The organism is Roseovarius sp. CAU 1744 (assembly GCF_039839345.1).
Lineage (GTDB): Bacteria > Pseudomonadota > Alphaproteobacteria > Rhodobacterales > Rhodobacteraceae > Roseovarius.
On sequence record NZ_JBDOQV010000004.1, the window covers coordinates 308,464 to 335,278 of the forward strand.

General features: G+C 59.0%; 26 protein-coding genes. 8 read left to right on the forward strand and 18 right to left on the reverse strand.

Annotated features, from left to right (window positions below):
- The first annotated feature begins 19 nt into the window (after nucleotides 1-19).
- The 6 genes from AAFO92_RS10240 to AAFO92_RS10265 all read left to right on the forward strand — a co-directional run bounded on the left by AAFO92_RS10240 (nucleotide 20) and on the right by AAFO92_RS10265 (nucleotide 4,629).
- The gene (locus tag AAFO92_RS10240) at nucleotides 20-808 is read left to right on the forward strand and encodes a copper-binding protein (RefSeq protein WP_347534682.1); all 789 of its coding nucleotides are present in this window, start codon (nucleotides 20-22) and stop codon (nucleotides 806-808) included.
- A gap of 89 nt (nucleotides 809-897) precedes the next feature.
- Nucleotides 898-1,995 carry a DMT family transporter gene (locus AAFO92_RS10245; protein ID WP_347534684.1) on the forward strand — a complete coding sequence of 366 codons (1,098 nt, stop codon included), beginning with the start codon at nucleotides 898-900 and terminating at the stop codon, nucleotides 1,993-1,995.
- Nucleotides 1,996-2,097: 102 nt separating this feature from the next.
- Nucleotides 2,098-2,862: a glutaredoxin family protein gene (locus AAFO92_RS10250; protein ID WP_347534686.1), complete on the forward strand. Its 765-nt coding sequence runs from the start codon at nucleotides 2,098-2,100 to the stop codon at nucleotides 2,860-2,862.
- A 42-nt stretch (nucleotides 2,863-2,904) separates the two neighbouring features.
- Nucleotides 2,905-3,336, forward strand: a complete 432-nt coding sequence (locus tag AAFO92_RS10255; protein ID WP_347534688.1) for a cytochrome c — start codon at nucleotides 2,905-2,907, stop codon at nucleotides 3,334-3,336.
- The gene (locus AAFO92_RS10260; protein WP_347534690.1) at nucleotides 3,323-3,886 is read left to right on the forward strand and encodes an RNA polymerase sigma factor; all 564 of its coding nucleotides are present in this window, start codon (nucleotides 3,323-3,325) and stop codon (nucleotides 3,884-3,886) included. Before AAFO92_RS10255 ends, AAFO92_RS10260 begins: the two co-directional genes overlap by 14 nt.
- Nucleotides 3,887-3,888: 2 nt before the next feature.
- A complete protein-coding gene (locus tag AAFO92_RS10265; protein ID WP_347534692.1) occupies nucleotides 3,889-4,629 on the forward strand; it encodes a hypothetical protein in 741 nt (246 codons plus the stop codon).
- A gap of 21 nt (nucleotides 4,630-4,650) precedes the next feature.
- On the opposite strand, the gene AAFO92_RS10270 is transcribed toward AAFO92_RS10265, so the two are convergent.
- Complete coding sequence (locus tag AAFO92_RS10270) at nucleotides 4,651-4,980, reverse strand: aldehyde dehydrogenase (protein WP_347534694.1); 330 nt, start codon at nucleotides 4,978-4,980, stop codon at nucleotides 4,651-4,653.
- Between the two features lie 58 nt (nucleotides 4,981-5,038).
- Nucleotides 5,039-6,334 carry a sulfite oxidase gene (locus AAFO92_RS10275; RefSeq protein WP_347534696.1) on the reverse strand — a complete coding sequence of 432 codons (1,296 nt, stop codon included), beginning with the start codon at nucleotides 6,332-6,334 and terminating at the stop codon, nucleotides 5,039-5,041.
- Nucleotides 6,335-6,531: 197 nt separating this feature from the next.
- Here AAFO92_RS10275 and AAFO92_RS10280 point away from each other — a divergent pair, with 197 nt between their 5' ends.
- Nucleotides 6,532-7,152, forward strand: a complete 621-nt coding sequence (locus AAFO92_RS10280; protein ID WP_347534698.1) for a hypothetical protein — start codon at nucleotides 6,532-6,534, stop codon at nucleotides 7,150-7,152.
- Between the two features lie 8 nt (nucleotides 7,153-7,160).
- On the opposite strand, the gene AAFO92_RS10285 is transcribed toward AAFO92_RS10280, so the two are convergent.
- From AAFO92_RS10285 to AAFO92_RS10310, 6 genes are all read right to left on the reverse strand, one after another.
- The gene (locus AAFO92_RS10285; RefSeq protein ID WP_347534699.1) at nucleotides 7,161-7,790 is read right to left on the reverse strand and encodes a sulfotransferase family protein; all 630 of its coding nucleotides are present in this window, start codon (nucleotides 7,788-7,790) and stop codon (nucleotides 7,161-7,163) included.
- Nucleotides 7,791-8,218: 428 nt separating this feature from the next.
- Entirely contained in the window at nucleotides 8,219-9,154 is a 936-nt protein-coding gene (locus AAFO92_RS10290; protein WP_347534701.1) for a DUF2493 domain-containing protein, read from the reverse strand.
- Between the two features lie 331 nt (nucleotides 9,155-9,485).
- Entirely contained in the window at nucleotides 9,486-10,523 is a 1,038-nt protein-coding gene (locus AAFO92_RS10295) for a toprim domain-containing protein (protein ID WP_347534703.1), read from the reverse strand.
- A gap of 97 nt (nucleotides 10,524-10,620) precedes the next feature.
- On the reverse strand, nucleotides 10,621-12,750 hold the full coding sequence (locus AAFO92_RS10300; protein ID WP_347534705.1) for a ParB N-terminal domain-containing protein: 2,130 nt from the start codon (nucleotides 12,748-12,750) through the stop codon (nucleotides 10,621-10,623).
- 233 nt (nucleotides 12,751-12,983) lie between these two features.
- Nucleotides 12,984-14,126, reverse strand: a complete 1,143-nt coding sequence (locus AAFO92_RS10305) for a hypothetical protein (protein ID WP_347534707.1) — start codon at nucleotides 14,124-14,126, stop codon at nucleotides 12,984-12,986.
- 124 nt (nucleotides 14,127-14,250) lie between these two features.
- Entirely contained in the window at nucleotides 14,251-15,444 is a 1,194-nt protein-coding gene (locus AAFO92_RS10310) for a DUF932 domain-containing protein (RefSeq protein WP_347534709.1), read from the reverse strand.
- A 283-nt stretch (nucleotides 15,445-15,727) separates the two neighbouring features.
- Between AAFO92_RS10310 and AAFO92_RS10315 the strand changes: the two genes are divergently transcribed.
- Nucleotides 15,728-15,985: a pyocin activator PrtN family protein gene (locus AAFO92_RS10315; protein WP_054538582.1), complete on the forward strand. Its 258-nt coding sequence runs from the start codon at nucleotides 15,728-15,730 to the stop codon at nucleotides 15,983-15,985.
- 619 nt (nucleotides 15,986-16,604) lie between these two features.
- On the opposite strand, the gene AAFO92_RS10320 is transcribed toward AAFO92_RS10315, so the two are convergent.
- The 10 genes from AAFO92_RS10320 to AAFO92_RS10365 form a co-directional block, all read right to left on the reverse strand.
- Nucleotides 16,605-16,973 (reverse strand): hypothetical protein, encoded by a 369-nt coding sequence (locus tag AAFO92_RS10320; RefSeq protein WP_347534711.1) that lies wholly within the window; start codon nucleotides 16,971-16,973, stop codon nucleotides 16,605-16,607.
- Between the two features lie 9 nt (nucleotides 16,974-16,982).
- Nucleotides 16,983-19,616 carry a G8 domain-containing protein gene (locus AAFO92_RS10325; RefSeq protein ID WP_347534713.1) on the reverse strand — a complete coding sequence of 878 codons (2,634 nt, stop codon included), beginning with the start codon at nucleotides 19,614-19,616 and terminating at the stop codon, nucleotides 16,983-16,985.
- A gap of 9 nt (nucleotides 19,617-19,625) precedes the next feature.
- Complete coding sequence (locus AAFO92_RS10330) at nucleotides 19,626-20,417, reverse strand: hypothetical protein (RefSeq protein ID WP_347534715.1); 792 nt, start codon at nucleotides 20,415-20,417, stop codon at nucleotides 19,626-19,628.
- Complete coding sequence (locus AAFO92_RS10335) at nucleotides 20,417-21,850, reverse strand: hypothetical protein (protein ID WP_347534717.1); 1,434 nt, start codon at nucleotides 21,848-21,850, stop codon at nucleotides 20,417-20,419. The genes AAFO92_RS10330 and AAFO92_RS10335 overlap by 1 nt, the downstream gene beginning before the upstream one ends.
- Before the next feature lie 10 nt (nucleotides 21,851-21,860).
- Nucleotides 21,861-22,304: a hypothetical protein gene (locus tag AAFO92_RS10340; RefSeq protein WP_347534720.1), complete on the reverse strand. Its 444-nt coding sequence runs from the start codon at nucleotides 22,302-22,304 to the stop codon at nucleotides 21,861-21,863.
- Entirely contained in the window at nucleotides 22,301-22,558 is a 258-nt protein-coding gene (locus AAFO92_RS10345; RefSeq protein ID WP_347534721.1) for a hypothetical protein, read from the reverse strand. The genes AAFO92_RS10340 and AAFO92_RS10345 overlap by 4 nt, the downstream gene beginning before the upstream one ends.
- A 618-nt stretch (nucleotides 22,559-23,176) precedes the next feature.
- A complete protein-coding gene (locus tag AAFO92_RS10350; protein WP_347534723.1) occupies nucleotides 23,177-23,683 on the reverse strand; it encodes a hypothetical protein in 507 nt (168 codons plus the stop codon).
- Between the two features lie 82 nt (nucleotides 23,684-23,765).
- Complete coding sequence (locus tag AAFO92_RS10355; protein ID WP_347534725.1) at nucleotides 23,766-24,635, reverse strand: sulfotransferase domain-containing protein; 870 nt, start codon at nucleotides 24,633-24,635, stop codon at nucleotides 23,766-23,768.
- Nucleotides 24,635-25,462 carry a sulfotransferase domain-containing protein gene (locus AAFO92_RS10360; RefSeq protein WP_347534727.1) on the reverse strand — a complete coding sequence of 276 codons (828 nt, stop codon included), beginning with the start codon at nucleotides 25,460-25,462 and terminating at the stop codon, nucleotides 24,635-24,637. Before AAFO92_RS10360 ends, AAFO92_RS10355 begins: the two co-directional genes overlap by 1 nt.
- A 96-nt stretch (nucleotides 25,463-25,558) precedes the next feature.
- Nucleotides 25,559-26,722 carry a porin gene (locus AAFO92_RS10365; protein ID WP_347534729.1) on the reverse strand — a complete coding sequence of 388 codons (1,164 nt, stop codon included), beginning with the start codon at nucleotides 26,720-26,722 and terminating at the stop codon, nucleotides 25,559-25,561.
- Nucleotides 26,723-26,815 lie beyond the last annotated feature (93 nt).

The following is a 26,815-nucleotide window of genomic DNA, read 5'->3' on the forward strand; positions in this document are numbered from 1 at the left end:
AAAACTGAAAGGAACAAAAATGAAAATCGCAGCAACTACGCTTGTCGCCATCCTTGCCACTTCTGCAGCCTTTGCGGCTGGAAGCCATGACGGCGGGCACACACACAAAAACCACGATGAAGCGGATCACAAAACACCCGACAGCGCGGCCGAACATGGCCATACGGAAGGTCACGATCACAACACGGACCATGCGGAAATGATGGCCATCGGCATGCCCGGATCAGCCGATAAGGTGGATCGCACGATTGATGTCGTCATGTGGGAAACCGATGATGGTGGCATGATCTTTGAGCCCGCTGCCTTCAACATAACCCAAGGTGAGACGATCCGGTTCAACGTTTCGAACGAGGGAGAGTTGGAGCATGAGTTTGTCCTCGACACTGTGGAAGGCAACGCCAAGCATAAGGAACTCATGGCACAAATGGATATGGAGCATGACGATCCCAATTCGGTACGCCTGGATCCCGGCCATTCTGACGAAGTGATTTGGACCTTTGCCAATGCTGGCACGTTCGAATTTGCCTGCCTGATCCCGGGCCATTACGAATCTGGAATGAGTGGGCCCATCGAAGTTGTGCAGGCCGACGTCGAACGGACCTACACCAAAGGCGTGGTGAAAAAGATCAAAGCTGACGCCGGCAAGGTGACAATCATCCACGAAGAGCTGACCGAGCTCGACATGCCCGCGATGACAATGGTCTTTCGTGCCGAAGACGACATCATTGCGCAAATGACCGAGGGGCAGGAAATTGAATTCCTGGCCGATCGCGTGAAGGGCAAGCTGACGGTCACGGGCCTGAAGTAAATCTCTATCTGGGTGGTAGTCCAGTCTGAGGCTGCCACCCCGTTCACGCAGAGTAGGCGGCTGTTGGCGTTTAATTTTGGGGGACGCCGATGACACTTTGCCGTCTTTCAGGATACCAATTGCGATTGGTTGAAAATCGCAAGCCCGCCTCAGGATTTTTTATGCCCCAAGTACATGAAATCAACCGAAAGGCTTCTTCTGCTTTCTATGGCGCTATTTTGTGCTGGATCGCTGTTGTCATCTACGCGGCCTCCAACTCGATCGTGCTTCTGCTGGTCGATATTGGCGAGCAGAACCCGGTGCACGGCCACAACGTCGTCACCTTCAGCAACTTATTTGTCCTGGGATCGCTTATTTCGCTGCTGCCAATGGTCGCGTTCTTCTGGCAGGACTGGACCCTTGAAAATCTGCGGGAGCTGAGCCTATCGGACTGGGCGGTGCTGGTCCTTGCAACCACCTTGTCCTCGGCCATAACGCCTGGATTGTTCTTTGTCGCTCTGGAAAATACGACGGTTACGAATGTCGCGATTGTCGGACGTATTGATCCGCCCATCTTCATGCTGGCCGCCGCGGTATTTTTGAAGGAGAAACTGGATATCTGGTCGCTGATTGGCGCCCTCGTCATTCTTCTCGGCGCAATTGTCATTCTGGCGCTTAAGGACAATCGCGGGTCTCTGGATCTCGGCCCGGGAGAAATTGCCGCGTTTTTTGCCACGCTGTCGTTCACCGCATCGACAATCATCACACGCGCAGCGTTGCAGCATGTTCCTCTTGGCGTATTTTCAATCTTCCGAACCGTGCTCGGAACCCTGATCTTTTTCCTCTACAACTTGTTGTTTTCGGGTCACCACGAGTTCCATGCCATGTTCCAGCCGGTGCTGCTGGTGTGGATATGGGTCTATGCGATCATCATCATCATTGCCGGTCAGTTTGCGTGGATTTTCGGCCTGAAACGGGCCAGGGCAAATGATGTGGCGTTGGCCACTTCGTTCTCGCCGCTGGCGGCAATCTCAATCGCCATCATCCTCTTGGGCGAGGACCCCGGAGCAGGGTTTTTGCCCGGTGCCGCCATCATGTTCCTGGGAATTGCGGTCGCGCAATTCAGCCGCTGGCGAAACCAGAGCAAGCAAACCGCAATCGAGAAGGCCATGGAAATGGAAGGACGGGTCAATTTCAAAGGCATCTGAACAACGCCTTTAAAGGCGCCTGGCAGCGAACGTGCCGTCGGACAGGAGCATCTCCCTTCAAACGATCTCACTCGAAAAATGAAACAGCCATAGGAGTTACGAATGCTAGATCACACCGACGAAGCAAAAAAAGCTGTCCTTTATCGCATGGTTATGTCCGACCACATGTGTCCCTACGGACTGAAATCCAAGGATCTGCTGGAACGCGAAGGATACACGGTTGACGATCATCACCTGACCAGCCGTGAGGACGTAGAGGCTTTCAAGAAGGAACATGCGGTAGAAACCACACCGCAAACCTTTATCGGCGGTGATCGCATCGGCGGCTTTGACGCCTTGGCGGCCTATTTCGGCAAAGCAAGAAAAGACGAGGGCGCGACCACCTACCAGCCGGTCATCGCGCTGTTTTCGGTTGCCGCCCTGATGGCTGTCGCCGTGACACTGTTGGTGCTCGGTACGCCCGTGGCGGGCCGAACAGCTGAATGGTTTATCGCGATTTCGATGGTGCTGTTGGGTCTCCAAAAGCTTAAGGATATCGAGCAATTCGCCACGATGTTCCTGAACTATGACCTGCTGGCCCAGAAATGGGTGCGATATGGCTACATCTACCCGTTTGCAGAGACCGGCGCGGGTCTGCTGATGATGGCTGGCGTGCTGACATGGCTTTCGGCGCCCGTGGCCTTGTTCATCGCCATCATCGGTGCGTTCAGCGTGTTCAAAGCTGTCTATATAGACAAGCGCGAACTGAAATGCGCATGCGTGGGCGGAGACAGCAAAGTGCCGCTTGGATTCGTCTCGCTCACCGAAAACCTGATGATGATTGGCATGGCGATCTGGATGCTGACAAAGCTCTGGGGCGGCGCGTAGCCGCGCAACAGTTTCGGCACCGACGATAATCTGGAGACCAAGATGAAGAAAAATCTTATTGCCATTGCCCTATTGCTGACCACGGCACTTGTGTATTGGGTCGTGGTTCGGCCCGACCCTGTATCGGAGAGAACAGTTGGAAATGCCGGTCTGGCCAATCTCGTGGAGGTGAAACTTCCACAAAACCTGTCGCCAATCGCTGAAGACGGCAAAGCCTTGTTCGACGCCAACTGCATCGCTTGTCATGGTCAAGATGCGGCGGGCAATGACGGAAAGGGGCCGCCCTTGGTTCACAAGATCTACGAGCCCTCGCATCACGGCGACGAGTCGTTTCAGCGTGCCGTTGCTTTGGGTGTGCGGGGGCATCACTGGCGGTTTGGGGATATGCCCCCCGTTCAGGGAGTAGCCCGCGAAGACGTCGAAAAGATCGTCCGTTATGTCCGCGAATTGCAGATCGCGAATGGTATCGAATGAGGATTTCGCCCAGGGCTTTGACCGCTACGCAATCATGTCGCAGAGTGCCACCATGGCATCCTTGACGCAAATCGAAACCTTGCTGCCCGAACTTCGGGCTTATGCGATTGCGATCTGTGCGTCGGGTGAGGATGCAGAGGACCTTGTTCAGGACGCCATCGAACGTGCTCTGAGAGCAGCAAACCGGCCGACGCGTCTTGTCGAACTGCGTCCTTGGATGTTCCGTGTCATTCGAAACCTGCATTACGACGACCTCAGGAAAAAGCGTGTACGCAGGGAATATTTGGCGGCTGAAAGACGTCTATCCGATGAAGCGGGCACTTCTGATACGGCCCGGGACATCATGATCCGTATGGCTTACGAAAAACTGACGCCGAATATGCGCGAAGTGCTTTGCCTTGTGGACATTATGGGATTGAAATACGCGGAAGCTGCAGAAGTGATGAATGTGCCCAATGGAACGGTGATGAGTCGGATCAGCCGGGCAAGGAAAACCTTGCTTGAATTGGTCGGAGGGGCGGACATGCCCGACGTTGAAGAGAAGCGGTAGAAATGAACGATTTGAACGACCAAGACTGGGAACTGATCAACGCCTACCACGATGGTGAATTGGGCGCTAAGGACAAGCGCGCAATGGAGTCCCGGCTCGCGGTTGAGCCTGCTCTAGCCTTGGCACTGGAAGAGCTGCGGGGGATGTCGTCAAGCTTGGCGGCGATGCGACCTGAGTCAAGATATGGGGACTCCGCGCCGGGCGGCCGTGCTGCAAACGACAACTGGTGGCCCGGAAGATGGGTTGCAGGTGGCGCAATATCAGCGGTCCTTGCCATCGCATTCGTTGTTGGCCCCAGCATCTTTGCCAAGCCCACCGTGTTGGACATCCATGCCGAATTTGCGGCGCAGCCGGTTTCGTCGAGCGATGGAGATCTACGCCCAGTTGTCGCTGCAAGCTCCGAAGATGTGCCGGATCTTTCCGGCGCCAACCTGACGCCGGTTTTCGTACGCGCCCTCGATGACGGGCAAGTGACACATTACGCAGGTCGGAATGGATGCCGCCTTTCGTATTTTCGCGGAGCCGTGGGAGGGGATGATCCAGGCCGCTTATCCGATCATCAGGTTGAGGCATGGACGACGGCCGACAACCTGCTTCACATGATTGTCGCCACTGGTATGGACCAATCAAAATTTGATGCCATCGCTACATATCTGAAATATACCTCGCGGCAAAAAGCGACCGAAACTATTCTGGCCGCTGTGTCGGATGCCACGACTGCCGCCGGCCCCTGCGTGGGATAGCGACAGTTTCCATCTCCGCGACTACTCCAAGGGTCTCGGAAAGTTCGGACGGTCGGTGTTGTAGTGCGCGGCGAGGTAGTCGAGAATTTCGGACCGCTCGGGCTCCTCAATCTCATACATGCCTTGTTCCTCGACCATCCACTCCAGCATATCGTCCCACTCCTCGCGGGTCAGGCCTTGCTGCGCCACGATCATCTCTGAATGGCAGGCCGTGCAGGCATAAAAGGTGGTTTCGACGCCGGGCGCATCAAATAGGACACCGAATTCGTAATCTTCATTGGCCAGGCTGGGTGGTGCCAAAACGCAACCGATGGCGACAATCGAAAATCTTCGCAGGATCGCGAAAGGCATGAGCATACTCCAATCAGGGAAAGGTTCGGGGCGGCATCGTGACCGCCCCTTAAATTGGTCAACTTGCGCGAACGCCGACGCGGTGCATAGTGTTGTTGAGATACCCTTTGGGGTTCCAGTCGATAGCGAAAGGTTGCATCACACCTTCGCTGTCCGTGGCGCGCGCCCAGATTTCGTAGTAGCCCGCTTGCGGGAAGGTAGCGTTCGCCCGCCAGTTCTGCCAGGCCCCGTCATTCACGGGTGCATCCAGCGTGGCATTCATCCAGGTTGCCCCGAAATCCATTGAAATCTCGACCTTGTCAATCGTACGGTCACCCGACCAGGCATGGCCACGAACTTCGGTTTCCAATCCAATGTCGGAGTTATTGGCCGGGAAGGTCACGAGCGATTTTACCGGCATCCGTTCGATGATCACGAAATCTTCTTTGGGTACATCCTGACCCGCTGCAACCTTATAGGCAGGCACGCGGTAAGAGGTTCCGGTCATCTTTGGCCCGTCATGCACTTGGTCGCGCAACTCGATCCGCGTCAACCATTTCTGCGAACAAGAGCCTGGCCAGCCCGGCACGACAAGGCGTAGTGGCGCGCCATTCATTTGATGCAATGCTTCGCCGTTCATTTCAAAGGCGATCAGAATGTTGTCTGTCATCGCTTTGGCGATCGGCATTCCACGCGAGATCGGCAGCTTTTCCGGGTCGCCGGAAAGATGGCTGTCGGCACCGTAATGCGCTGTGTAGACAACAATCGACTGCACGCCAGCCTTTTCCAGAACATCCTTGAGGCGCACGCCTGTCCACTCCGAGCACCCGATTGCGCCATAGGTCCACTGGTTGCCCTTGGCCGGAGGGTCAAAGAATGCGCGTCCGTTGCCGCCACATTCAAGCGCCAAAGCCATTGTCACCACCGCGAACTGCTCGCGTAGATCGGCGATGCTGAGTTCCATCGGGGTGTCGACGAAACCGTCGATGGTCAGCGTCCAGGCCTCCGGATCCACATTCTCGGGCGGGATACCATTGTTGCGGATGAAGTGCCGGCTGGTCGGCGTGATCGCATCGTCCAAGAGTTCGGGCGGCGTCTCAGCATTGACCGGACGGTCGTTGAGCAGTGTCAGCCCATCCTTGCCGACCAGCACATTCTCCTGCGCCATCGCCGCGGGCACGAAGCCGATGGGCATGTTGCGGTGAAACGGAATCGATGTGCCGACCATCGCGGCCATGGTTGCAAGTCCCGTTCTTTTCAGGAATCCGCGCCGGTCGGGGTTCGCGATCCGTCCAAAAAATTCTTTGTCCGCCTTTTCCGGATCTTCCCCGAAAAACTCATGAACCGAGCGTTTCTTATCCTCGTCGAGCGCCATGTCTTCCTCCCTTGGCTGGTCACGCGGTGTGTCGGCGCACACCGTCATTTGAAATAGAGACGTTCGAGACACACGGATTATTCCGTTCCAGGAGCAAAAGTTTTGATTTCAGTGCGACGGTCAGGAAAGAGTGATTCCGTCAACCGCGCGATCGACCTTGATCCTTGGTATGGACCGGCCCTTGCCCATGCAGCCTGGTGCAGCGGATCACCCGGGCATGGCTACCTGCCGGCGAAGATGACCTTGCAACGGCAGTCTCCCTAGCACGGCGGGCACTTTCTGCTGACGATGGCGATACGATCAATATCGTTCTGGGAGGCTTTACGCTCGTGATGCTCAAACAATATTACGCAATCGGCCTCGAAGCAGTGCGCCGCGCGGTTCATGTCAATCCAGGATCAGGATTTGTGAACGCGATGGCCGGTTGTGCATTGATCTTTGGCGATGATCCAGAAGCCGGACTAGGTCATGTGGAGCGCGCGATGGCTCTTGCCCCGTTGGATCCAAGTTTCTTCAGCCATCTGACAGTAGCCGGATATGCCCAGCTTTCCTGCGGACGCGTCGATCTCGCAGCGGAGTTAGCGGAACGTTCGCTCGCGCTCAATTCACAGTGGGATTCGACGTACTGGGTTTTGATCGCGGCATACACCCAACTAGATCGTTTGTCAGAAGCAAAAACCATCGCCACTCGACTTATGACGCTGTTGCCAAAAGCAACCGTTCCCAAATATGGGAAGTCTCTACCGATTAGGAACGCTCAATCACTTGAAATGGTCCTTAACGGCTTTCAGCAGGCCGGTCTTCCTATCGGCGATTAGCTCATGACCTAGTCGCCAGAATTTTGAGCCATGATTTCAAAGAACTCCTGACGGCTATTGGATCGCGGATAAGACTCACCCGGGACATCCTTTTCAAGAAAGGCGCATAGAGGTTCCCAACCGTCGGTGGCTCTGTGTACCAACAATCGATTGGCTGGAAGGGTCCTTGCAAGAGCTGCTTCCTGAGAACGGAAGGCATCAATCGCACCCTCTTTGTCCGTTCGTCCGCCAAGGCTTCGTTCGATCACAACACTTCTAACCATTTTCAACCACTCCACCTGTTCGCCAGGCCATTTTTCCGGCGCGGTTAAGACTGCAAGAATGGTCTGGGAAATGCTCTCGTACCAACCCTCGGGGTCCCGCGAAGATAGCACGAATTTGGCATGGGGATAGTAGGACATTAATTCCTTCCAGAATGCGGCGACGGGCCAGTCAACCGCCGATACAAAGCCACTAAAAACGTGGTCCCAATCTGGCGCAGCGGAAAGTGCCGCATTCCATTGTGGGGTACGCGTTGGCATATCCTGCAGTACGTCTTCCATGTGATAACACGGGCCGAGTTCAAGCTTGTTGAGCGCCATTCGCAAGGACATGGTTCCGGTCCGGCCAAAGCCCGCTCCAATCACTTTAAGTGTCATCACTACCTCTTCAAGATTACTTCCTGGAACCCCAAGGTCTTTAGGATTATATCGCATCTTCGAGCCCCGTAAACATATTCGGAACGTCGTCCAGATAAGCCGTTAGGTTACCAAATCCTTTGGATGGCAGATGCCCGCAAAGGTCTTGAACGCAGTCATTCAAAGTACGTTTTCCAGCGGCAGCTTCGTCCCGCGCTGCGTGAGTTCGTGATTTCAGAATTGCTGCATCCCGTATGAATGGCCGCAATCTCTGCCACATCGCAGATCAGATTTTGATGCCAGCGCAGTAAAATTCTCCAGTTGTGCACACGCAGCAAGATTTTAACACTTCTGTTCAGGGCTCAAACCAGAAACATGCTGCGATGAGCATGAATGTCCGGTCTGACGGAGTGGCCGTGTGATGTGCACGGCGAGTCGAGAAGCGGCGCTCACGCGCCGCCATCATGCTTCAGCACCGGGATCCCCAGCTTGCGGGCCTTGTCGGCAAGGTTCTCCTGGATCCCTGTGCCCGGAAAGACCAGCACGCCGATCGGCAGGACGTCCAGCATCGCGTCGTTACGCTTGAACGGGGCGGAGCGGCCATGCTTAGTCCAGTCGGGCCGGAAGGCGACCTGCGGCACCTTGCGGTGATCGGCCCAGCGGGAGGCGATGAGCTCTGCGCCCTTGGGTGAGCCGCCGTGGAGCAGCACCATGTCCGGGTGCTTGGCATGGACCCGGTCGAGTTGCGCCCAGATCAAGCGGTGATCGTTGAAATCCGCCCCGCCGGTCACGGCCACCTTGGGGCCCTCGGGCAGCAGCAGTTTCGCCTCGGCCCGACGGCGGGCGGCGAGAAAATCGCGGCTGTCGATCATTGCGGCGGTCAGGTTGCGATGGCTGACGCGCGAGCCGGTCCGGGGGTGCCAGGGCTTGCCGAGGTGATGCTCAAAGCCTTCGGCCGCGAGGTCGCGGAAGAGTTCCAGCGCTGTGCGCCGTTCGACCATGCTCTGCCCCTCGGCCAAGAGGCGTTCGAGTTCGAGGGATTTCACCTCGGAGCCGTCCTGTTCCCGCTGCATGCGGCGCTGCGCCTGTTCGTTGTCGTCGAGCTGTCGCTCGGCCCGGACTAGCGCGCGGTGGAAGAGGTTGACCGCACCCCAGAGCAGTTCGTCGAGGTCGGGTTCGAGCCGCGTGTCACCAAGCGTCGCAACCAGCGCGTCGAGGATGTCGGCGACGGCTCCGGCGATCTGGCTGCCCTCGGGCAAGGGGCGCGGATCGGGTTCATCCTCGTAGGGGCGCCAGCCGTAGAGCTGGAGTTCGGTCAGGACATGGGCGGTCGAGGACGTGCTGTGATGCGGCTCATGGGCATCGGTCTCGGGATCAAGGGTCATCTGCGGGTTCCTTCCTCGGGGGGGCCGCGCGCCACACGCGGCCTTCGTGGCAGGAAAGCGCCCACGGGCGGGACGGCCGGGCAGCCCCAGCCTTTCGCGAGGGCCTTGATGGCCAAGCCCGGCTATTTTGCCTCGCGATGCAAAGCGCCCCATCGGGGCGCGGCGGAAAATAGCCGTAGCGCGGCCATTGCCGGGCCGGCGCGCTTGTGGGTCCCCTGCCCTCTGAGAAGGCCGTGCGCGCCGGCCTTTCCCATGGATGGGACCCCCCCGCGGCATACCCGTCCGAAAGCGATACAGTGAGCCTTGCAATGCCAGCTCGATTGCCGCCCTGTCACACCGGCACGAACCGCGCGGTGTCCTCGGCTTGGAGATGAAGCCGCAACCGCGCTTGCAAGGCCGCCAGCCCATAGCGCCGGAGATCATCGTTGAAGTCGGCCAGTCGCGGCGTGAGAGTCAGCACTTCGATCCCGACCTCCGCTGCGCGCGCCTCAAGTCGATCACGTGCCGCCGCGCCTGCGGGATCACGGTCGCGCAGCACGTAGAGCCGCCTCAATCCTGCAGGAAACCGGATGGCGGCTAGGTGCCCCGATGACAGCGCCGCGAGGGCCGGCATTTCGGGCAGGGCCGAGCGCACGGAAAGAACCGTCTCGATCCCCTCACCCGCGACGAGCAAGTCACCGGGCGCGCCGAACCGCACCCCGTTTCCGAGCAAGGCGCCCATCGCGCGTCGCGGCGTGTCGATATCTGCCTTTGCGCTGCCATCCGGACGCAGCCAGGTGCGATGGGTCCCGGTATGGCGGCCCTCGAGATCGGTGATGGCAGCGAGCATGGCCGGAAGCGGCGCAACCGGCCCGCCACCCTCTGGCCGATAGTAGCAGGCGGGATGGAACCGCAGACTTGGCATTTGGTCCGTCGCTCCGATGCCACGCCCGCGCAGATAGGTTTCCATTGGAGTGCCGCGGATCGGCACGCCCATTGCGAACAGACGTCGCGCCGCTTCCTGGGATCCGATGGCAGCTGGTGGCTGTGAATGTGGAGAATGCTGTCGGGGTGGATCAGGTAAGGGCAGGCTCAAGAAGCGTCGGGCCTCATCGGCAACGTCCTTGAAGTCGACCAAGCCGCAGCTTTCGCGGATGACATCGAGCAGATCGCCATGCTGTCCCGTGGCCGCGTCGGTCCATTTTCCGGCGGCACGGGCACCGGACAGTGGCCCGGATAGCCGAACGAACATGGATCGGCCCGGTTTGTTCAGGACGTCGCCAACCAGCCAGTATTGACCCTGCTTCCGGCCGTTCGAAAGATAGTGTCGGCAAACCGCTTCGGCATTCTGGGCAAGCTGGTGCGAAAGCTCGGTGGCGGGGCTCGTCATGGCAGTCTCCAAGAGGTTTGGACGAAATCATGGGCCCGCCATGCCTGACGGGCCCATGACCTGGGACCTTAGGGGAAGGTCCCGTGCTGCTCGAAGGTCACTCAGCGGCGGTCCGGACGAAGGCGTCACCGGCGACGGGATCATCTTCTCCCGAGGGTTCGGAATCTCCGATAGCCGGTTCGCCGCCGTCTTCCGCCGATTGCGCTTCGCTGCTGTCGGGATCGTCTTCCGAACCGTCATCGGCGGCGCGGTCCGCGTCGTCGACAAGCTCGATCTCCGGTGCGTCCTCTTCCGGCAGCGGCGGCGTGCGCAGCGGGTCCGGCAGCCAGCCGGTGCCGACGAGCAGGTCCTCTGCAGCGGTCACCATCTCGGCCTTCTTCAGCCCCGCGATGCGGTCAGCGGCGTCCTCGCCCTTCGCTTCGCGAACTGCCTCGAGGATGCGGGCCTTGGTGACCCGAGCGAGGTAGCTGTCGCCTGTTGCCGTCCAGCCCGCCTTGGCCATGTCGAGCCCGACGGTCCCGGCCAGCACATCCGCATGCGCGATGGCGCGCGGCCGACGCTGGTAGGGGTCGTGGACGGCATTCACGCTCATCGCGACGCAGTGGGCGAAAAGCGCCTCGCGGCTGCAGCTGTCAAACTCGGTCAGCGCCTCCCAAAGGTCCTCGGGTGCCTTCGGCAGGTTGCCCGGCCAGGTCTCGTGGCGTTGGTCAATGGCCTGCGCATAGGCCGTGTCGCCGAGGCCCGGCACCTGCGATCCGAACCCCGCGTTGCGCGGTTCGATCTCGACACAGCTGTCGACGGCGTATCGGTAGAAGAGCCGCAGGACCATCGCGTGCAGGGCCGCGAGAAAGGCGACCTGCGGGTCCTGGGCCAGCGCATTGCGCAGGGCAAGGGTGCGGTGGGCAGTCAGTTCCATGACGAGGCGGTCGGAGAGCGGCTTGAGGCCTTCGTCTTCTTCCTCCTCGTCCGTGGTGGCGGTGATGGTGTCGTCGGTGTCCTCGACCGGCGTCGTTTCCGGTGCGACCTCGCCGAGGTCCGCCACCTCCTCGACTGGCTCATCCTCGGGCCGCACGTAGCCCCGTTCGACGCGCAGCCTCCCGGAACTGTCGATGCTTACGAAGGCCCCGGCCAGCGCGAGGTCGTCGGCCTCGTACTGGATCGGACGCGCATCGAGTGCCTCCATCGCCTCCTCGATCTCGCCGAGCCGTGCATCGACCTCGTCCGGAAGCTCGTCGGTCTCCGCATGCTCGGCCTCGAGCGCGTCGTATTCGGCCTTCAGCGCCTGGTAGCTGGCCGCTTCCTCGTCGCTCATCGGCACCACCTCGCCATGGACCCGACGCATCCCGAAAGTGTGGCCATAGGGGAATTCGGTATCGACCTCGACCCATTTCCAGCCCTCGGCACGGACCGCCTCGGCCTCCTCGGCCAGCTTCTCGCGCACCATGACGTCGAGCAGCGCGGCATCCTGCAGCCAGCCGCCGTCGTCCTGCTGAAACAGGTCGCGCAGAATCTCGCCCCCGGCCTCGACGTAGTCGTCGAGCCCCACGAACTGCGCCCGCTTGTCCGAGGCCCGCACCGCGCCTTCGGTCAGCATGCGGCGGATCTCGTAGGGCTGCCGCGAATAATGCCGCTGCAACGCCTCCCAGACCTGCTCCTGCCGAGCGTGATCGGGATTCACCGTGAAGGCCATGAGTTGGTCGAGCGTCATCTCCTCCTCGGCATAGGCGTCGAGCAGCGAGGGCGCGACCGCGGCCAGCTTCAGCCGCTGCTTGACCACGCTGGCCGAAACGAAGAAGGCCGCTGCGATCTCCTCCTCGGTGCGGCCCTTCTCGCGCATCGCCTGGAAGGCACGGAACTGGTCGAGCGGGTGCAGCGGCGCGCGCTGGACGTTCTCGGCGAGGCTGTCTTCCTCGGCGAGCCCGTCTGTGCGCACGATGCAAGGCACAAGTGCTGTCTTGTTCATGCGCTTCTGTTTTACGAGCAGTTCCAGCGCTCGGAACCGCCGCCCGCCGGCGGGGATTGTGTACATGCCGGTCTCGGCGCCATCGTCGTCCAGCACGGGCCGCACGGTGATGGAACTGAGCAGTGTCCGCCGCGCGATGTCTTCGGCCAGCTCCTCGATCGACACGCCCGCCTTGACGTGACGCACGTTCGACTGGCTGAGCATCAGCTTGTTGAAGGGAATGTCGCGCGAGGCGCTGAGGGTGATTTTCTGTTGCTTGGTCATCGGGATAACTCCGCGACGGGCCAGCCGGGAGCCTCTCTCCCGACCTCCAAACCCGTCACGGAAAACCCGGCCCACCTCTTACTCTGAGAGAGCCACGATAGATCGATGCCGACACCGCGAAACGTCCCACCATCACCACTTGCAATGGCGAACGTGCCATACTATTTTTGAAGCAAGAGGGTTGGTTCCCTCACCGGCATAGACGGGCTAAGCATTCGGTGCTGCCCAATATTTTAAGGGCCGCCGGAGAGTAGCTGCTTAGTAGCGGCACCTGCGGCGGCCTCAATTGCCAAGTCAGCTTTCCTATCGAAGTAGCCGAAAAAACCTCCAAGGTTGCGCCTAAGCCACCCGGGCTTAAGCTGTTCGTCTATTTCGCGGCTCATGCGAGCAACGTCGATATCCGCACTCCTGAGAATCTGACGCAGTGCTTCACAGGTCAGTGCGTCGCCATGTTGATCTTCTACCGGCTCCAAGGCCGATAGACGGTCAACAAGTGATTTGAGCGCGGACTCTAGATACCTCGGACCAGAGATCAGTCCTGCCTCAACCTGGAGCAAATAGAATGAATGTGCAAAAACAAGTGTCCTCAGCTGCGAGTAAAACAGCCTCGCAAGTCGTTCATTTGCATTTTCATCATCCAAGTCCCTTTGAGATTGGATTACGGCAGTATCAAAAATTTGGCCCTGTGACCCAGATCGTGTAAGAAATAACCTCAAGTCATCTTGATCGAGGAGATTCCGTTTCTGGCGTTCCTCTGCCAGCCTTGTCTGGTTCCCAGCCCTAATAAATACGAATGGCTTCCCCACGCCGACATAGTTGACCCCAACAGTTGAGATGTCGAACGTACTTAGTGCCTTCGTTTTTGTGCTGCTGAGAAGCCATCCATCGCGAAGAGCATTCATCGCGTTCGAAAAAGGCTGCGTCAGCTCTCTGCCGTCAACGAGCTGTACTCGAACCTCTTCATCAAGAAGCTTCTTCGCCAAAGTGGATGCAATATACTGGGCATCGCCTCTAGTAATTGAGATGTCGGCAAGCGATCCTTCGTTGAGGCGAAAACCTAGTTCAAATCTGCCAGCCATCTGACCATCGAAAAAGAACCGGCGATAGAATGGGTAAGCAAGAATTGGGCGATTGAAATCAGCAAAAGGTGATACGAATATTTGCTCCGGATAACGAATTAGGTTGTCGCAATCGGCATAGTAATTCTCTCCAGAAAATCCATTTCCAGACTTTGTCCGCGTATGTATAGCTCCAAAGCCACGGGCGAATTGCGCCTGAGGATCGGTCCTCCCCCAAGCAGGCCGATCAAGCCTTCCGGCATTTTCTCGATGCAAGTTGCGAAAGTCCGCAACGGGGAAGGTGATCGAAATATACATGACTTCTGATTGCTCCTTGTCCAGCATAACGACAATTAGATGGTACAAGCTTCGCGGACCAGACTTGTTTTCCTTGTGGCCCCAAGGTGGCGGTGCACTTGTGCCCGCCACCTAATATCGAGGATTAAAGCGCCCTTTCCAACAACACCTTCGCTTTCCCCTCCATCACCAGCCGCGCATCCTGCTGCGGCTTGGACCGCGCGACGGCGGTGATCCCCTGCACGAAGTCGAAGACACTCTCGGGCGGGCGGCCTTCCTCGGCCAGCACCGTCTCGACGATCCGCCCGGTTTCAGCCTTCGAGAACCCGCGCTTGCGCAGGAAATCCTGACGGTCGTCGTCGGACCGCGCGACGATCTTCTCGCGCGCCGCGCGGATGCCGTCGATGAAGGGCGCGGGTGAGGACTCGGCAAAGCGGGTGAGCGCCGGGGTGGCCTCATGGGCGAAGCGGGAGGCGGCGTATTTCGAGTGCCGGATGGTGATCTCCTGGAAGTCCTCGACGCCCCAGAGGTTGCGGTTCTGGCAGACCGCGCGCAGGTAGAAGCTGGCGATGCCGAGCGTCTTGGCACCCACCTCGGAATTCCAGCAGTAGAACCCCCGGAAATAGAGGTCGGGTGAGCCGTCGGGCAGCAGCCCCGCCTCGATCGGGTTCAGATCGTCGACGAGGAACAGGAATACGTCGCGGTCCGAGGCGTAGAGCGTCGTCGTCTCCTTCGTCACGTCCACGCGGGGGTTGTAGATGCCGGTCGACCAGTCGAGCACGCCCGGTACCTTCCAGCGCGTGTCGCCGGTGCCGTTGCCCGCGATGCGCTGAACGGCGGAGACCAGTTCGTGGTCGTAGATCCGGCCATAGTCGGGGCCAGTCACGGCGCGCAGTTCGGTGCGACCGTTCGCGACCTCCATCGTCTTGATCTGCTCGGCCCGGTGGTTGGTCAGGCCGTACTGAAGGTTAATGCCCGCCAGCGGCGCGGGCAGTTGCCGCAGATAGGCTGCGGGCGCGCCGACGAGGCTCGAGAGCTGGCCGAAGGACCAATGCGTCGGCGCGATGGGTTCATCCGCGCCCGGCAGGACAAGGCCCAGCTTCTCCGGGTTGTCGCGATGCGCCTCGACCCGGATCGCCGCACTCTCCAACGTGCGCGTCCGGCTCCGCTCCGCCCGGCCCTTGACCGAGGCGAAGAGATCGTCGAGCGACAGATACCGCTCGTCCTCCGGCCGCGAGAACCATTCGGACGAAACGCGATCCACATTCGTGCCGCGCGACACATCCACCTTGTAGCCGCCGCTTATTTCACGCCCGGCATCGATAATTTCGGTATTCATTGGGAAAACCTCCGCGACGGGCGCCGGAGGCCTCTCCTCCAACCCTCAACCCGTCACGGCCCTCCCTGCCCGCCTCTGGCTCTCCGAAACCCAGTGAACGACCGCAGGAAGATACGCCGATTTGGTCGCATTCCGTCCTATTTGTTCGCCACCTTCCGCCGCCGCTTGCCGCCTTTTTCACGATCAAGGTCCCTGATCCCGCCAAACGCCGCCGCCCACTCGCATTGATGGACAACGCGGCTGAGGTCAGGATGCTGAGCAGAAAAACCACCGAGACTGACCGATGAACACGCTTTTTCTCCTGATGGCTCAGTATGATGGCCGCGCGGTCGTACCGGTCGATGCGGTCTGCAAAGACTACTTTTCCCATCTGACCTTGCCGAAGTTCCTCAGGAAGGTCAGTTCCGGTGAAATCGATCTGCCGCTGGTGCGATCGGAGCGCAGTCAGAAAAGCGCGAAGGGCGTCCACCTCTCGGATCTCGCCACCTATCTCGACAAGCGTCGCGAGGTCGCGCTGTACGAGCGGGACGCTTTCAAGTAGTGACCTTCGGCGCTTCAGAAAAGGCTCGTCCTGTGGCCCAAAACACTCACTGGGAGTGATCTGCCAAGGGGTTTTGTCACCACCTCGATCCGTCCAATCCAGCCGGCTGAAGCTTCGCCGGTGAAAAACTGGGCAAAACCGTTCCAGCCCGGCCACAACCCTTTGAAATCAAATTCACAAACGGGGCCGCTCGACGATGGCCTATCAGATTTTCTGCCTACTTTTTGTGCGCACGACCGGGACGGACTTACAACATGATTTACAACACGGGTTACAACATGACCGTAAAAAATTGAAATTTCACAGACTCTTTGAACTGTCGGTCCAGTCCATCATCGGCGCGACGGACAGCCGGGCCGCCTGTCGAACCACGGAGCCCGCTGCCGGCACAGACACCGTACCCGATATGTTACCGACCGTATGGGTCATGTCGCTGACAGGTGCCTCCGCCTGGAACGCCGCTGGTAATCTGACACCGGGGAAATCCGATGCAGCGGCGCCGGTCTTAATCCGTTTGGGTGCCCGCGTCCACCTGCCCGACGCGTGGCAGGGCGCAAGAAAAAAGCGGAGCCTTGTAAAAAGGCTCCGCTCCCCTCCGGAAAATCACCTCACGTGCGGGTTATCCGGTGAGCTTTTCCAGATCATCACCCACCTGCTCCCACTTGAAATTGTAAATGCGTCTGGACCGTTTGATCGTGATCCCAAGGATGTAGGCCCGGAACAGAACAATCACGAGGCCAACCCAGAAGATCACGGTGTCGGGTAGGAAGTTCAGGTTGTGCAACCCCATGCCAAACCCCATGACGGCGCAATCAACACCCATGTTCTGCTCGCCGCGCCGGGCCATCGTCGCCAGCTCCATCTGGTTGTATTTCAGCAACCAGCCTGCATTGCGGCTGTTGTAGTAATGAAAGTAGAGCGAGACGCCGCTGATGACGATCAGCGCCCAGGCAAGAAGCGGGGTAAGCATTGGAATATGATGAGACATTATGGACTCCTATGTTAGGCCTTTGTTGCCGGCAGGGTCGAAACTTGTGAAATCCTGCCCGTTGACGACACCGAGCAATCCGTTGTCGCCCACGCCGGCGTCATAATTCGGCAGGATTGAAAAGAATTCGGACGAACGGCACCGGATGGCCACCGGCGTGAAGAACTCGGTTTTCTCACCCGATGTTCGATCCTGGATGATGTCGGGGATCAGCAGCACCTTGTCGCCCGCCGCGCTGGTGTAGACACCGTTCTGCAGGATCATTTGCTGCATCTGGATCGAGCTGATCAGGATGCAAATGCTGGCATCCTTGGATGTGCGCGCATGTTCGCGCGCCTCAAGCTGCCCGTTGACGAACAGGCCCCAGCCATAATCCGGGTTCGGCAGGCCGCGCTGGCGGTGCTGCAGCCCGACGCTATCGGTATAGGTGAAATCGTGACCGATCACGAAGTTGTAGGGCGACCCGGCCCAGGTACAGCTATCCTGGATATAGGTCGTGGTGATGGCACCGGCCGAGCTGTCGCCCAGTTCCGCGGTTGTCAATTCCTCGATGTCGGTAAAGCCGTTGACGCCGGCAGAGTAAGGCAAGGTGATCTCGTTGCCGTCAAAGATGTAGTGCACCGGACAGTTCGTGAATGTCTTGTTGATGATCTTGATTGCCTTGTTTTCACTGGTATTTTCCCCACCCGCGGTGGTGAAGGCCATCGCGTTGGAAAAGCTGTCTATCCGAGGGTTCACGAACGTCATGCCGACGGCCTGGCGGAACGGCCACAGGCCGATGCCCGGGTTGAACGGGGCCCGCGATCTATGGGCCGGATTGAACCCGATCATGTCGAAATCTTTCATGGAATACATGCCGGTATACTGCCAGTGAAACCCGACATCGACCTCCCAGGCGGTGAAACCGTCGAGGAAAGAAACAAGATCATGATGCTGGACCGGGAATTTCTTTGCGACCGACCCGTCCCAGTTACAGGCGTAGGCCTCGTTATTCTCGAACCCCTCGATGACGGCCAGCGTCTTTTGCACATCCGTATCGGGCAACGCGGCAAGCCCGTAGAATGCGCGCAGCTCCGCTGTGATACCCGGGTAGACATTCGTGCCAAAACTCACCCGCGAGGTCCACGACATGCCAGCGGTGCAGTTGACAGCGACGAAGTTCTTCAGGTGCAGGGGGCGCGAATTCGACCAGAACCCGTGGCCCATGTCGCCGATATGATGGCCCCCATCCTTGATCCGCGCGGTCGACGCTTCATGCCATGTCTCGCGGTTGCCAATGGCGATGCAGCCGTCGATGCTGCCCCACGATCCGCCACCCTCGCCGGCAAAACCGACCGCCTGAAAATCGAACGCGATACAGTCGATCATGTGGCCGTGGCTGTCGTGGTGCACGAACACCCAGCCCGGACTGTCATATCCCACGCACCCCCGGAAGATGGACGGGTTCAGCGCCGGGTTCTTTGCGCCATTGTGGTGGAAATACCAGATGTAGCGCCCATTGGTATTGGTTGTTACCGTGATTGTCGGCATGGTGCTGAGCTGTACGGGGGATGTTCCAAGTGCCAGGAAATCCATGTCGGTACGGCCCATGCCCCAGGCTTCGACATATTCAACAGTGTTCTGATCCTTGTTCTTGAACAACTGGTGCGCACGACGCTGCGCATCGGCGGGCTGTCCATCGGTCGTCGTGCGGAAATTCCGCGTCCGGTTCACGATATGTGCCGTCAGCGAGGCCCGGCGATAGCAGGCCGGGTGCGGATAGATCAGCGGCGTTGTCCAGTGAATGACCGGTGCAGCCGGTACCGAATTGTCGATCGCGCTGATCGTCCGGACCTCGAACTCCCAGGGCTCCCAGGTCGAGCAATGCCCGCGCATACGGGTGCCCGGAATGATGATCTCGTCGCCGACCTTCCAGTCCCTGAAGCCGGAATAACCCTGAACCTGGCGATCCAGCGTTACCGAGGTGGCCCCTTGCGCGATATCCCCTGCTGCGCGGGCAATCCCGATCACCGGGGTTGCATAGATCGACGCCTGACCAAAACAGATCAACCCGCGCTGCATCTTGACCGGGTCATTGGTGACATCAAGCGGGCCGTTATCGGTGTAAATCAGGGTTTGGGTATGGCTGTCAGGTGCGGGCGATGCTTCTGTTGCAAGTTTGTAAGTACCTGTATGATCGATAAAAATCGTATCGCAGCGTAGCTCTGTGCTGCGATCATCCGCCCAGACAAAACCGCCATCGACGCGGATCGTGTTGTATTCGGCGCTGTCGTTCATGTCATAGGTGACATCGACGCCCTGGGGGATCAGGACGTTTTCACCGGCCTGAGGCACCCGCTGGGTGTTCCCTGAAATCGACCACCATGTTGCGGGATCCGACCACGCGCCCGTTGCCACCGCAATCACATCCGCCTTGGCGCGATCGCAGTAACTTTTGATGCTGTCGATGTCGCGTTGCAGCATCGGATCAATAAAGGCGTTCTGGTCATAGGTCTCGGTCGCATTTGCGACATAGGCCAGCGCCTCGGTCTCGGGGTCGCCGCTCCCCGGCCCGGTGTTTTCCCGCTGTACCGGATAGGATTTTGTCGCCAAGGCGGAACCGGTATCGTCTACCAGTATCTGAAGATCTGATGTGTGTAACAAATTAGCCTCCTACGAGAAGGTCGAACCGCTCGCGGTCCAATCGCTGCCAGCCCCGAGATTGGTGCCGTTGTTGTAGTTCGATGCGGGCCCGTGGATGTCATAGAGCGGGGTGCCGTACGACGCATGTGACACCGCCGGGTCGACGATTGCGCCAGAAGAGCCGTTGAAGAACTTGCCCTGCACGGCGCCGCTGTCGATCTCCGGCGGAGGGCCGCCCAGATCGCCCTCATCCCAATAGGCAAAGCGGAAATTCAGCAAGTCCGCCGGGCGCTGCCCGCCAGCGGAAGCGAACAGCGCCGGAAGAGTCGCGCTGTACCTGTCCCAGTCATACCGGCTCGCCAAGGGTGCGCTGATATTGGTGAATACATTCACCGCGCTCCCGCCGGTCTCGTCCCAGATCACAACCTTTGATGTCGCCACACCAGCCAGGATTGAACCGGAAATCAACACGCACATCCTGTCACCGATTGCGTAGTTGGCGGTACTTCTGAACTTCTTATCGGTTGTGCCGGAAATCAGGAAATCGATCTCGGGGTTGGAAAATCCGTCCGTGCTGACATCATCCGGACGCCATCCGTCCGATGCCCCCGCGTTTTCAAGGCCCAGGATGCTGCCCCTGAAATCGCTCAAGGTCTGATAGGCACAGAAAGCCAGGAAATGCTGTGTCGACGGGATCGTCGCCGGAAAGACCAGGTAAGCGCCAGAATTTGTGTTGACGCCCACTTCGGAATAGGTCCCGCCAGCCGCACGTTTTGAGGACAGGATGGCGCTCGTGATCATGTCAAAGGCTGAAACGGGCATCAGGTGATATCCCCCTGGACAACCCAGGCATCCGTCGCGATCTTGCGAAGCACGCAACCCGAATACTGATTGTTGATGGCCACGCTGCCGCCCGATATCCCATTGACCGACACACCGCTGGCTCCGCCCACCGTGGTCTGACCGGATCCCAGTTGCGTAATCGAAATCGTCGCACCGACGGCAAAGGCGACAGTCGCGGTTGCCGGTATCGTCACGGTATTTGCTGACGCGCGTGTCATGTCGACATTCAAGCCGGCATCGTTCAGCGCAAGCGTATAGGATGCACCCGATTGGGTGTTGACCGAGGCCACGCCGAAACCACCGCCCACGGCGATGTCATACGTGCCCAGGTTTGCCGGCATGGATGGCCCGTGGTTGAACCAGATGACCGTCTTCGTGGCCGATTGCGTGGGACGTGCCGCTGTCGCGCTGCCGCCCGCGTCGAAGACAATCACGTCCTGTCCGCCCTGAAGCACCACGTCAGTCTGGTCGAGGGTCACGACATCGCCGTAATTGTCCAGCTTGGTGGCAAGCTCCTGCAACGCTGCCTCGACATCGGATGCCGTGAACAGCGCCCCGTTATCCGCCAGGCCGATCAACGAGGCGCCCTGGCCATTTGTGGTCGAGGCAAGGCTGGTCGAGGTCAGCACGTTCAGGATGCTGCGCACGGCGCCGGCATTCAATACTTCAACCTGACCGGTTCCGCCGCTGGTACGACCCAGCAACCGATTGGTCGCAACCTGCGCCAGTTTGGGCAAGGTCACGGCGCCGTCTTCGATCTCGGCCGACCCGACCGTGTCAGCATCCGCCAACGCACCGGAATTCGCGGTCGCCCCGGCGGAAACCCCCGCCAGTTTCGATTTCTCTGCATCGCTGAAAGCATTGGTATTGCTTTCCGCCTCATACAGGGCCTTGATCTGCGCGCCGCTCTGGTCGGGTGCGGCACCATCTGCCACGTTCAGAAACGCCCGCATGTCAGACGCCGTCAGCTCTTCGCTGTCACCCGACCCTGCCGACAGCCGGCCCAGAATACGGTCCTGTGCCACGCCGGTAATTTTGTCGACGGTGCCGCCGCCGGTACCACCGGACTGCCAGGTGGCCCCGCCCAATTCGGCGTCGATGGCCGAGACGATCTCGGCACCGGATTGGTCACCCGTCGCCCCGGCCTCGATCGCGTCGATCTTGGCCAGTTGCGCAGCGGTCGCGAACTTGTGCGTCGTTGCGTCGTCAGCGATATCATCCGCGTTCAGGTTGACCGCACCGGTTGCGCCATTCACACTGTTCACCGCATTGACTTCGGCGCCCTCTGCAACGCCCGCCAACTTGGCCTTCTCGTTATCCGTGAATACGTTCGTGTCGGCATTCGCCTCGTATCGGCTTTTGACCGCCTCGTTCAATGAGGCATCGCTGCCCGTATTAAATTCAGTCGCCATTTCTAGCTCCTCATGCCGCGTTAAAGATCAGTTGATCGCCGTTCCACACCAGCGGATCGCCGTTCAACTCGAGATTTCCGGAAACCACCGTGACATTCGCGCTCAGAACATTTGATGCATTGCCCGTCGCGTCGATCACCCCGACATGAAACCGCCAACTGCCGGAGGCGACACCGGAAACGTCAACGCCGCCGCTATTGACACCCGCCAGGGCCAGCCCGCTGCCCGCCGCCGCAGCCAAAGGTTTGGCCGCCACAAGAGCGTCGGCGTTCGGATAGCCCGGCGCGTTGTCGATCAGCCAGTGCAGCGCACCGGCCTCGTCACTGCCAAAGCCGAACTGCCAGGTGCCCTCATCGATCGAAAGACTGGCAATCACCGGCGCCAGCAGATCAGGCTGACCAGGCGTTGATGATCGGCGCGCCCTGCGCCGGAGGCTGACAGAAAGGCCAATCATTCCCAGGCCACCACAACCGCGGTTGTTCCCGTCGCCAGAACGCGCGTCGCCCGAAATTCGAGAACTTCACCGGCCTCTATCGGATAAGTGACGTCCGTCCCGGTGCGGTCGCGCACCACGACCGTCCCCGAAGCGATGCATTTCAACGCACGCGGACGCGGATCAAGATCGGTCGTATCCGAAGGCGAAACCACGTAATGCGCTTCACCCGGAGAGATAAGGCTTGCCGCAAATCCTGCGAAGTTATCGGTCATTCGATCTTCCTTCCAATGTTTCGATTGTCTGCAAAGTTTCCCGAAACCCGGATTGACGGCCTGTCGGGATCAGTGATTGAGCTTCCGGTCATTGGGCCCCGTCCGGCTACCCGGCTTGCGCCCGCTCAGAAGCGAACCGAGCGGTTCCGTTGCGCTCGACCGACCATGTGCCGCGCCATCAGGCCACTCGTGAAGGCCCGGTCAAACACGCCTCGGCCCGACCAAAAAGGATTGATTTTTTCATACCCAGCTCCACCCGCTCTGATTGCAAAGTTCGAGCGACAAGGTTGTTTTGAAGCATGAAGAATTGGTAACCAGACTGCCCGTAGCCCGCTCAGCCTCGGACGGCCGGCCGGCATTTCAGGAAATCGCCCTGAGGCAACTCTTCGTAACAATCTGGTGTTGTGTGGTTTTCTGCCATTCAGGCAAAAGATGCTGCGCCTTTTTTCAGCAAACGCATCCTATCGACCAGAAAACAGGCCAGGCTGCCTCGGGTCATGAAAAGAGAAAAAATCTACTTATGATTGCATTCAGCTAAATCGTTTTCGCGACTCGTAACGGCTTCCCGCGGCCTTCTTTCAAGCCCGGCAACCACATCTCTGGTGGCGGCGTCAGAGGTCAGATACCGCCCGCTCCCGGCTTACCTGGCCTGAACAAGACAATCACACCGCCGCCGACGCCGTCGGATTCGCGATAGACAACGTGCCGCGCGACGTGGACCGACAATTCACGGGCGTCGTCACCGCTTTGCCATGCTCTGTCGATCAGCCGGCAGTGCGCGGCGGCTCCGCCAAAATCCGCGGTCGGAGTGACTTCGCGCATGAAGGAAATTTCCCGGGCGATCTGGGTGCCATCCAACGCAACCGATCCCCTCGTCAGGACATCGCGCGCCCTGCCTTTGGTCAGCACCGATTGTTCGCGGCTCTGCACCCATGCACCACATAGCAAAGTGCGACCATCCTTTTCGCGGATGTCCGCTGCGATCGTCACGCCGCCCCCTGACGAAAATTCACCGCCGCCCAGGGCGGGCGACGTCCCAAGCACGGCCGAAGATCGCGACCCGACATAACTCGTGCAGGCGGCAACGGCCAACACCGATATCAGCATCAAACTGGTGGTCTTCATGGTCCTGCCCTTTCACGTTCGCCATATCACACGATTCTGGCACCGGATGTGGTGCGTCGCGTCGTTACACCTTGCCCCAGGTCTATTCGCCCGCTGCAAACCGGCCGGTTTCCTCCAGCATTTCCGGATACCATTTTTCCAGCGTCCCGGAAAACTCCTCCCGGATGCGACCAACCTGCTCAGGCGTCAAATCCTCGCGCCAGGCGCCGGCCTTACCCTTGGTGAAGAAACTCTTCATCTCTGCCGGCTTCTCCGAAAAGCCAATCTCTTTTTCCTGCTTTTGCAGGGACTTGAAGCTCGCCGCCTTGACCGCATAGGCCAGTTTCGGGCGGTCCACCTTGACCTTCATGAACTTCTCCAGCAAGGCCGACATCACCTTGCCCGGGCTGGCCAGCATGTCTTCGTAGCGGATCACGTAGCGCGGCAGACCCGGCGCATTTGTCCAGGCGTTCACATGATCGTCCCACCGGCCCAAGGGTTCAAACATCCCTGTTCCCGTCGCCATGATATTCCGTGTCGAACTCATCCGTTCGATCGTCGTATCGATATCCGCGGACTGATGGCGTGCGAATGACGGCGCCAGATCGAACGGGTTGCGCATGACATAGACCGCAGCCGCTGTCACCTCGGGCGGGATGACATCCTTGCCGAACATCCTCAATGTCTGGCAATGCGTCTTGACGAAATGGTGGTTGGGTTTCGATGCCGCGATCAGCCGCAGCGCCTTTTGCCGCACCTCGATCCATTCCTCCATGGTCGAGGCGTTGTAGGGACGCCCCAAAGCCTTGTCGAAAAAGTCCTTGCGAATATCCCCGGTCGTGAACTGGCTCAGGCTGTTGATATCCGGCGCCTTGCTCTTGGGCATGAAATAGTTTGCCAACAGCACCCGCACCCAGGTGTTTCCCGACTTGGGAAAAGACGCCAGCCAGATAATCCTCCGAAGGTCGTTCATCAGAAATATCCGTATTGTTTCATAGTCTTACGATGTATCCGCCGCACCCTGGCAACCTGTTCCTCGCTCAGTTCGCTTTTCCAGTTGTCGCTGGTTCCGCTGGAAAAGAACGTCTCGCTGTGCCGCGACCTCTCGGCAAAACCGCTCTGCTTTTCCTGCTTCGACACTTCCTTGAAACTAGAATGGCGTATCGCGCGGTCCAGGCGTTCCTGCTCGACCGGAACCCCGATATTTTGCAACACCTTGGTAAAAGCCTCCTGCGGATCAGACAGCATATCCTCGTACCGCAACACACAGATCGGAAACGATGACTTCGCGGTCCAGCTTTGCACATGGTCGGACCAGCTGCCCAGTATCTGGTAAACCGTTGTTTCATCGGGATTATTCACATGATCCGAACGCGAAATCGCCTCGATCGTTTCATCCGCGCCCATCCCGTAATGGCGGGCGTAAGACAGGACCAGGTCCAGCGGATTTCGCATGATGTAGATCGCGGATCGCGTATACTGCTCGGGGATCAGATCGACACCGAGCGTGGGCCTGTTGATATTATGGGTCTTGACCAGATTGACATCGGCATTGTTGGCCACGATGCCGCGCAGCACCCGGTCGCGCAGGCCCAGCGTCACGTTGATGTTCATCGTGTCGACATTGCCGCCGCCGACCATCTGATAGGTCTTGGGAATTGAATCGCCCATGCCGAACTTGTGCACCTGATTGATCGGCACCGGTTCCTTGGCATTGGTCAGGTAATTGGCAAGAAAAATGCGTGTCCAGGTGTTTCCTGACTTGGGGTAGGAGGCCAGCCAGACAATGCTCTTTTTCATGTTGGAAAGTTCCGCGTGTTGTGGCGATGATCTTGCCACCTCACATAAAAACAGCGGGGGGGTTTGTCACCCCCCCGCCGCATATATCTACCTGAATTAGAAGCTCAGGTTGATGGCAGTACCGATGACGGTACCTTCCAGGTCGGTGCCCAGCGTTGCTGCTTGGTCGCCTTCCAGCCAGATGGCGTACACGTTCCAGCTCACGCCCGGTCCCAGGTCGCGCGCTGCGCCGATCTGGTAAGCTTCGTAGTCGTCGGAGCCGCCAACAACAAAAGGCGAGTCGCTTTCGCCTTGCGCGGTCAGAGCTTCGAACGACCAGGGGCCAGGTGCGTCGAATGTCGCGCCGAAGGTCCAACCTTCCGAGTCAACACCGCTACCGACACCACCGACACCGCCGAGGCCGCCGTTGTCGTTTTCAGCATACGAACCGCCGACGGTGAAGCCACCGAAGCCAACAGTTGCGCCGATACCCCAGGTTTCGGGATCCGAAACGCCCGGGTTGCTCAGAGCGTTAACCGAACCTGTACCCCAGCGAGCGCCGGCGTTCAGGTCAACACCACCGATGGTGCCGCTGTAGTTGATGCCAATGTCGAAGATGTCCGAAACAACACCAACACCGTTGCGGTTGATGCTGAAGTTGTTACCTGCGTTGACAGAACCTGTCGCGGCATAGGAAACACCCAGAACCAGACCGTTGAAGTTCGGCGTGAAGTAGCTGATGCGGTTCACGTCGTTGTTGCCTGCCACTTCGGTGTAGGCCGAGTACTTGGCGTCACGGAAGACGAAGCCACCGGGCGCGGCACCCGAGCCAACGCCGGCTGCGGTGATCGGCAGGAAGCCCGAGATCGAGGGCGAGTGGATGTACATCGAGGTGACCTGCGGAGCGGCAACCATCGACAGGTAACCTGCCGAGTTTTCGTTACCGATAACCAGACGGCCGAACGAGTCGCCGCTGATGGTCATGTAGGTTTCGTCGATGAAGCCACCACCGTTGGTGTTGCCTTCCAACTGGATGTTAACGCCGAAGGTCAGGCCGTTATCCAGGGTGATCGACGGAGTGAAGTGGATTTCCGAGTTGTTGAAGGTGTCGATACCGTCGAACTCGGTGCCCGGAACAAGGCCGACGCCCGAAGAGTCAGACCATGCGACGTGCTGGTTCATGTATCCGCCCCAGTCCAGGTCCCACGATTGGGCCGAAGCAGGAGCAGCAGCGGCTACGCCGAGTGCGATCGCGCTGGTGCAAAGAAGTTGCTTTTTCAAGGGTGTCCCTCCTCATAAGCAAGAGATTGAAGTTCCGCCGTCACCAAAGCGGGTCACGACTTGGATGATGGAATGCTGCAAACACCCCCCAAC

Bases quoted from the DNA above. Each gene is read 5' to 3' on its own strand.
- AAFO92_RS10240 (WP_347534682.1), top strand. From the start codon at position 20: ATGAAAATCGCAGCAACTACGCTTGTCGCCATCCTTGCCACTTCTGCA.
- AAFO92_RS10245 (WP_347534684.1), top strand. From the start codon at position 898: ATGACACTTTGCCGTCTTTCAGGATACCAATTGCGATTGGTTGAAAAT.
- AAFO92_RS10250 (WP_347534686.1), top strand. From the start codon at position 2,098: ATGCTAGATCACACCGACGAAGCAAAAAAAGCTGTCCTTTATCGCATG.
- AAFO92_RS10255 (WP_347534688.1), top strand. From the start codon at position 2,905: ATGAAGAAAAATCTTATTGCCATTGCCCTATTGCTGACCACGGCACTT.
- AAFO92_RS10260 (WP_347534690.1), top strand. From the start codon at position 3,323: ATGGTATCGAATGAGGATTTCGCCCAGGGCTTTGACCGCTACGCAATC.
- AAFO92_RS10265 (WP_347534692.1), top strand. From the start codon at position 3,889: ATGAACGATTTGAACGACCAAGACTGGGAACTGATCAACGCCTACCAC.
- AAFO92_RS10270 (WP_347534694.1), bottom strand. From the start codon at position 4,980: ATGCCTTTCGCGATCCTGCGAAGATTTTCGATTGTCGCCATCGGTTGC.
- AAFO92_RS10275 (WP_347534696.1), bottom strand. From the start codon at position 6,334: ATGGCGCTCGACGAGGATAAGAAACGCTCGGTTCATGAGTTTTTCGGG.
- AAFO92_RS10285 (WP_347534699.1), bottom strand. From the start codon at position 7,790: ATGACACTTAAAGTGATTGGAGCGGGCTTTGGCCGGACCGGAACCATG.
- AAFO92_RS10290 (WP_347534701.1), bottom strand. From the start codon at position 9,154: ATGACCCTTGATCCCGAGACCGATGCCCATGAGCCGCATCACAGCACG.
- AAFO92_RS10295 (WP_347534703.1), bottom strand. From the start codon at position 10,523: ATGACGAGCCCCGCCACCGAGCTTTCGCACCAGCTTGCCCAGAATGCC.
- AAFO92_RS10300 (WP_347534705.1), bottom strand. From the start codon at position 12,750: ATGACCAAGCAACAGAAAATCACCCTCAGCGCCTCGCGCGACATTCCC.
- AAFO92_RS10305 (WP_347534707.1), bottom strand. From the start codon at position 14,126: ATGTATATTTCGATCACCTTCCCCGTTGCGGACTTTCGCAACTTGCAT.
- AAFO92_RS10310 (WP_347534709.1), bottom strand. From the start codon at position 15,444: ATGAATACCGAAATTATCGATGCCGGGCGTGAAATAAGCGGCGGCTAC.
- AAFO92_RS10315 (WP_054538582.1), top strand. From the start codon at position 15,728: ATGAACACGCTTTTTCTCCTGATGGCTCAGTATGATGGCCGCGCGGTC.
- AAFO92_RS10320 (WP_347534711.1), bottom strand. From the start codon at position 16,973: ATGTCTCATCATATTCCAATGCTTACCCCGCTTCTTGCCTGGGCGCTG.
- AAFO92_RS10330 (WP_347534715.1), bottom strand. From the start codon at position 20,417: ATGCCCGTTTCAGCCTTTGACATGATCACGAGCGCCATCCTGTCCTCA.
- AAFO92_RS10335 (WP_347534717.1), bottom strand. From the start codon at position 21,850: ATGGCGACTGAATTTAATACGGGCAGCGATGCCTCATTGAACGAGGCG.
- AAFO92_RS10340 (WP_347534720.1), bottom strand. From the start codon at position 22,304: ATGATTGGCCTTTCTGTCAGCCTCCGGCGCAGGGCGCGCCGATCATCA.
- AAFO92_RS10345 (WP_347534721.1), bottom strand. From the start codon at position 22,558: ATGACCGATAACTTCGCAGGATTTGCGGCAAGCCTTATCTCTCCGGGT.
- AAFO92_RS10350 (WP_347534723.1), bottom strand. From the start codon at position 23,683: ATGAAGACCACCAGTTTGATGCTGATATCGGTGTTGGCCGTTGCCGCC.
- AAFO92_RS10355 (WP_347534725.1), bottom strand. From the start codon at position 24,635: ATGAACGACCTTCGGAGGATTATCTGGCTGGCGTCTTTTCCCAAGTCG.
- AAFO92_RS10360 (WP_347534727.1), bottom strand. From the start codon at position 25,462: ATGAAAAAGAGCATTGTCTGGCTGGCCTCCTACCCCAAGTCAGGAAAC.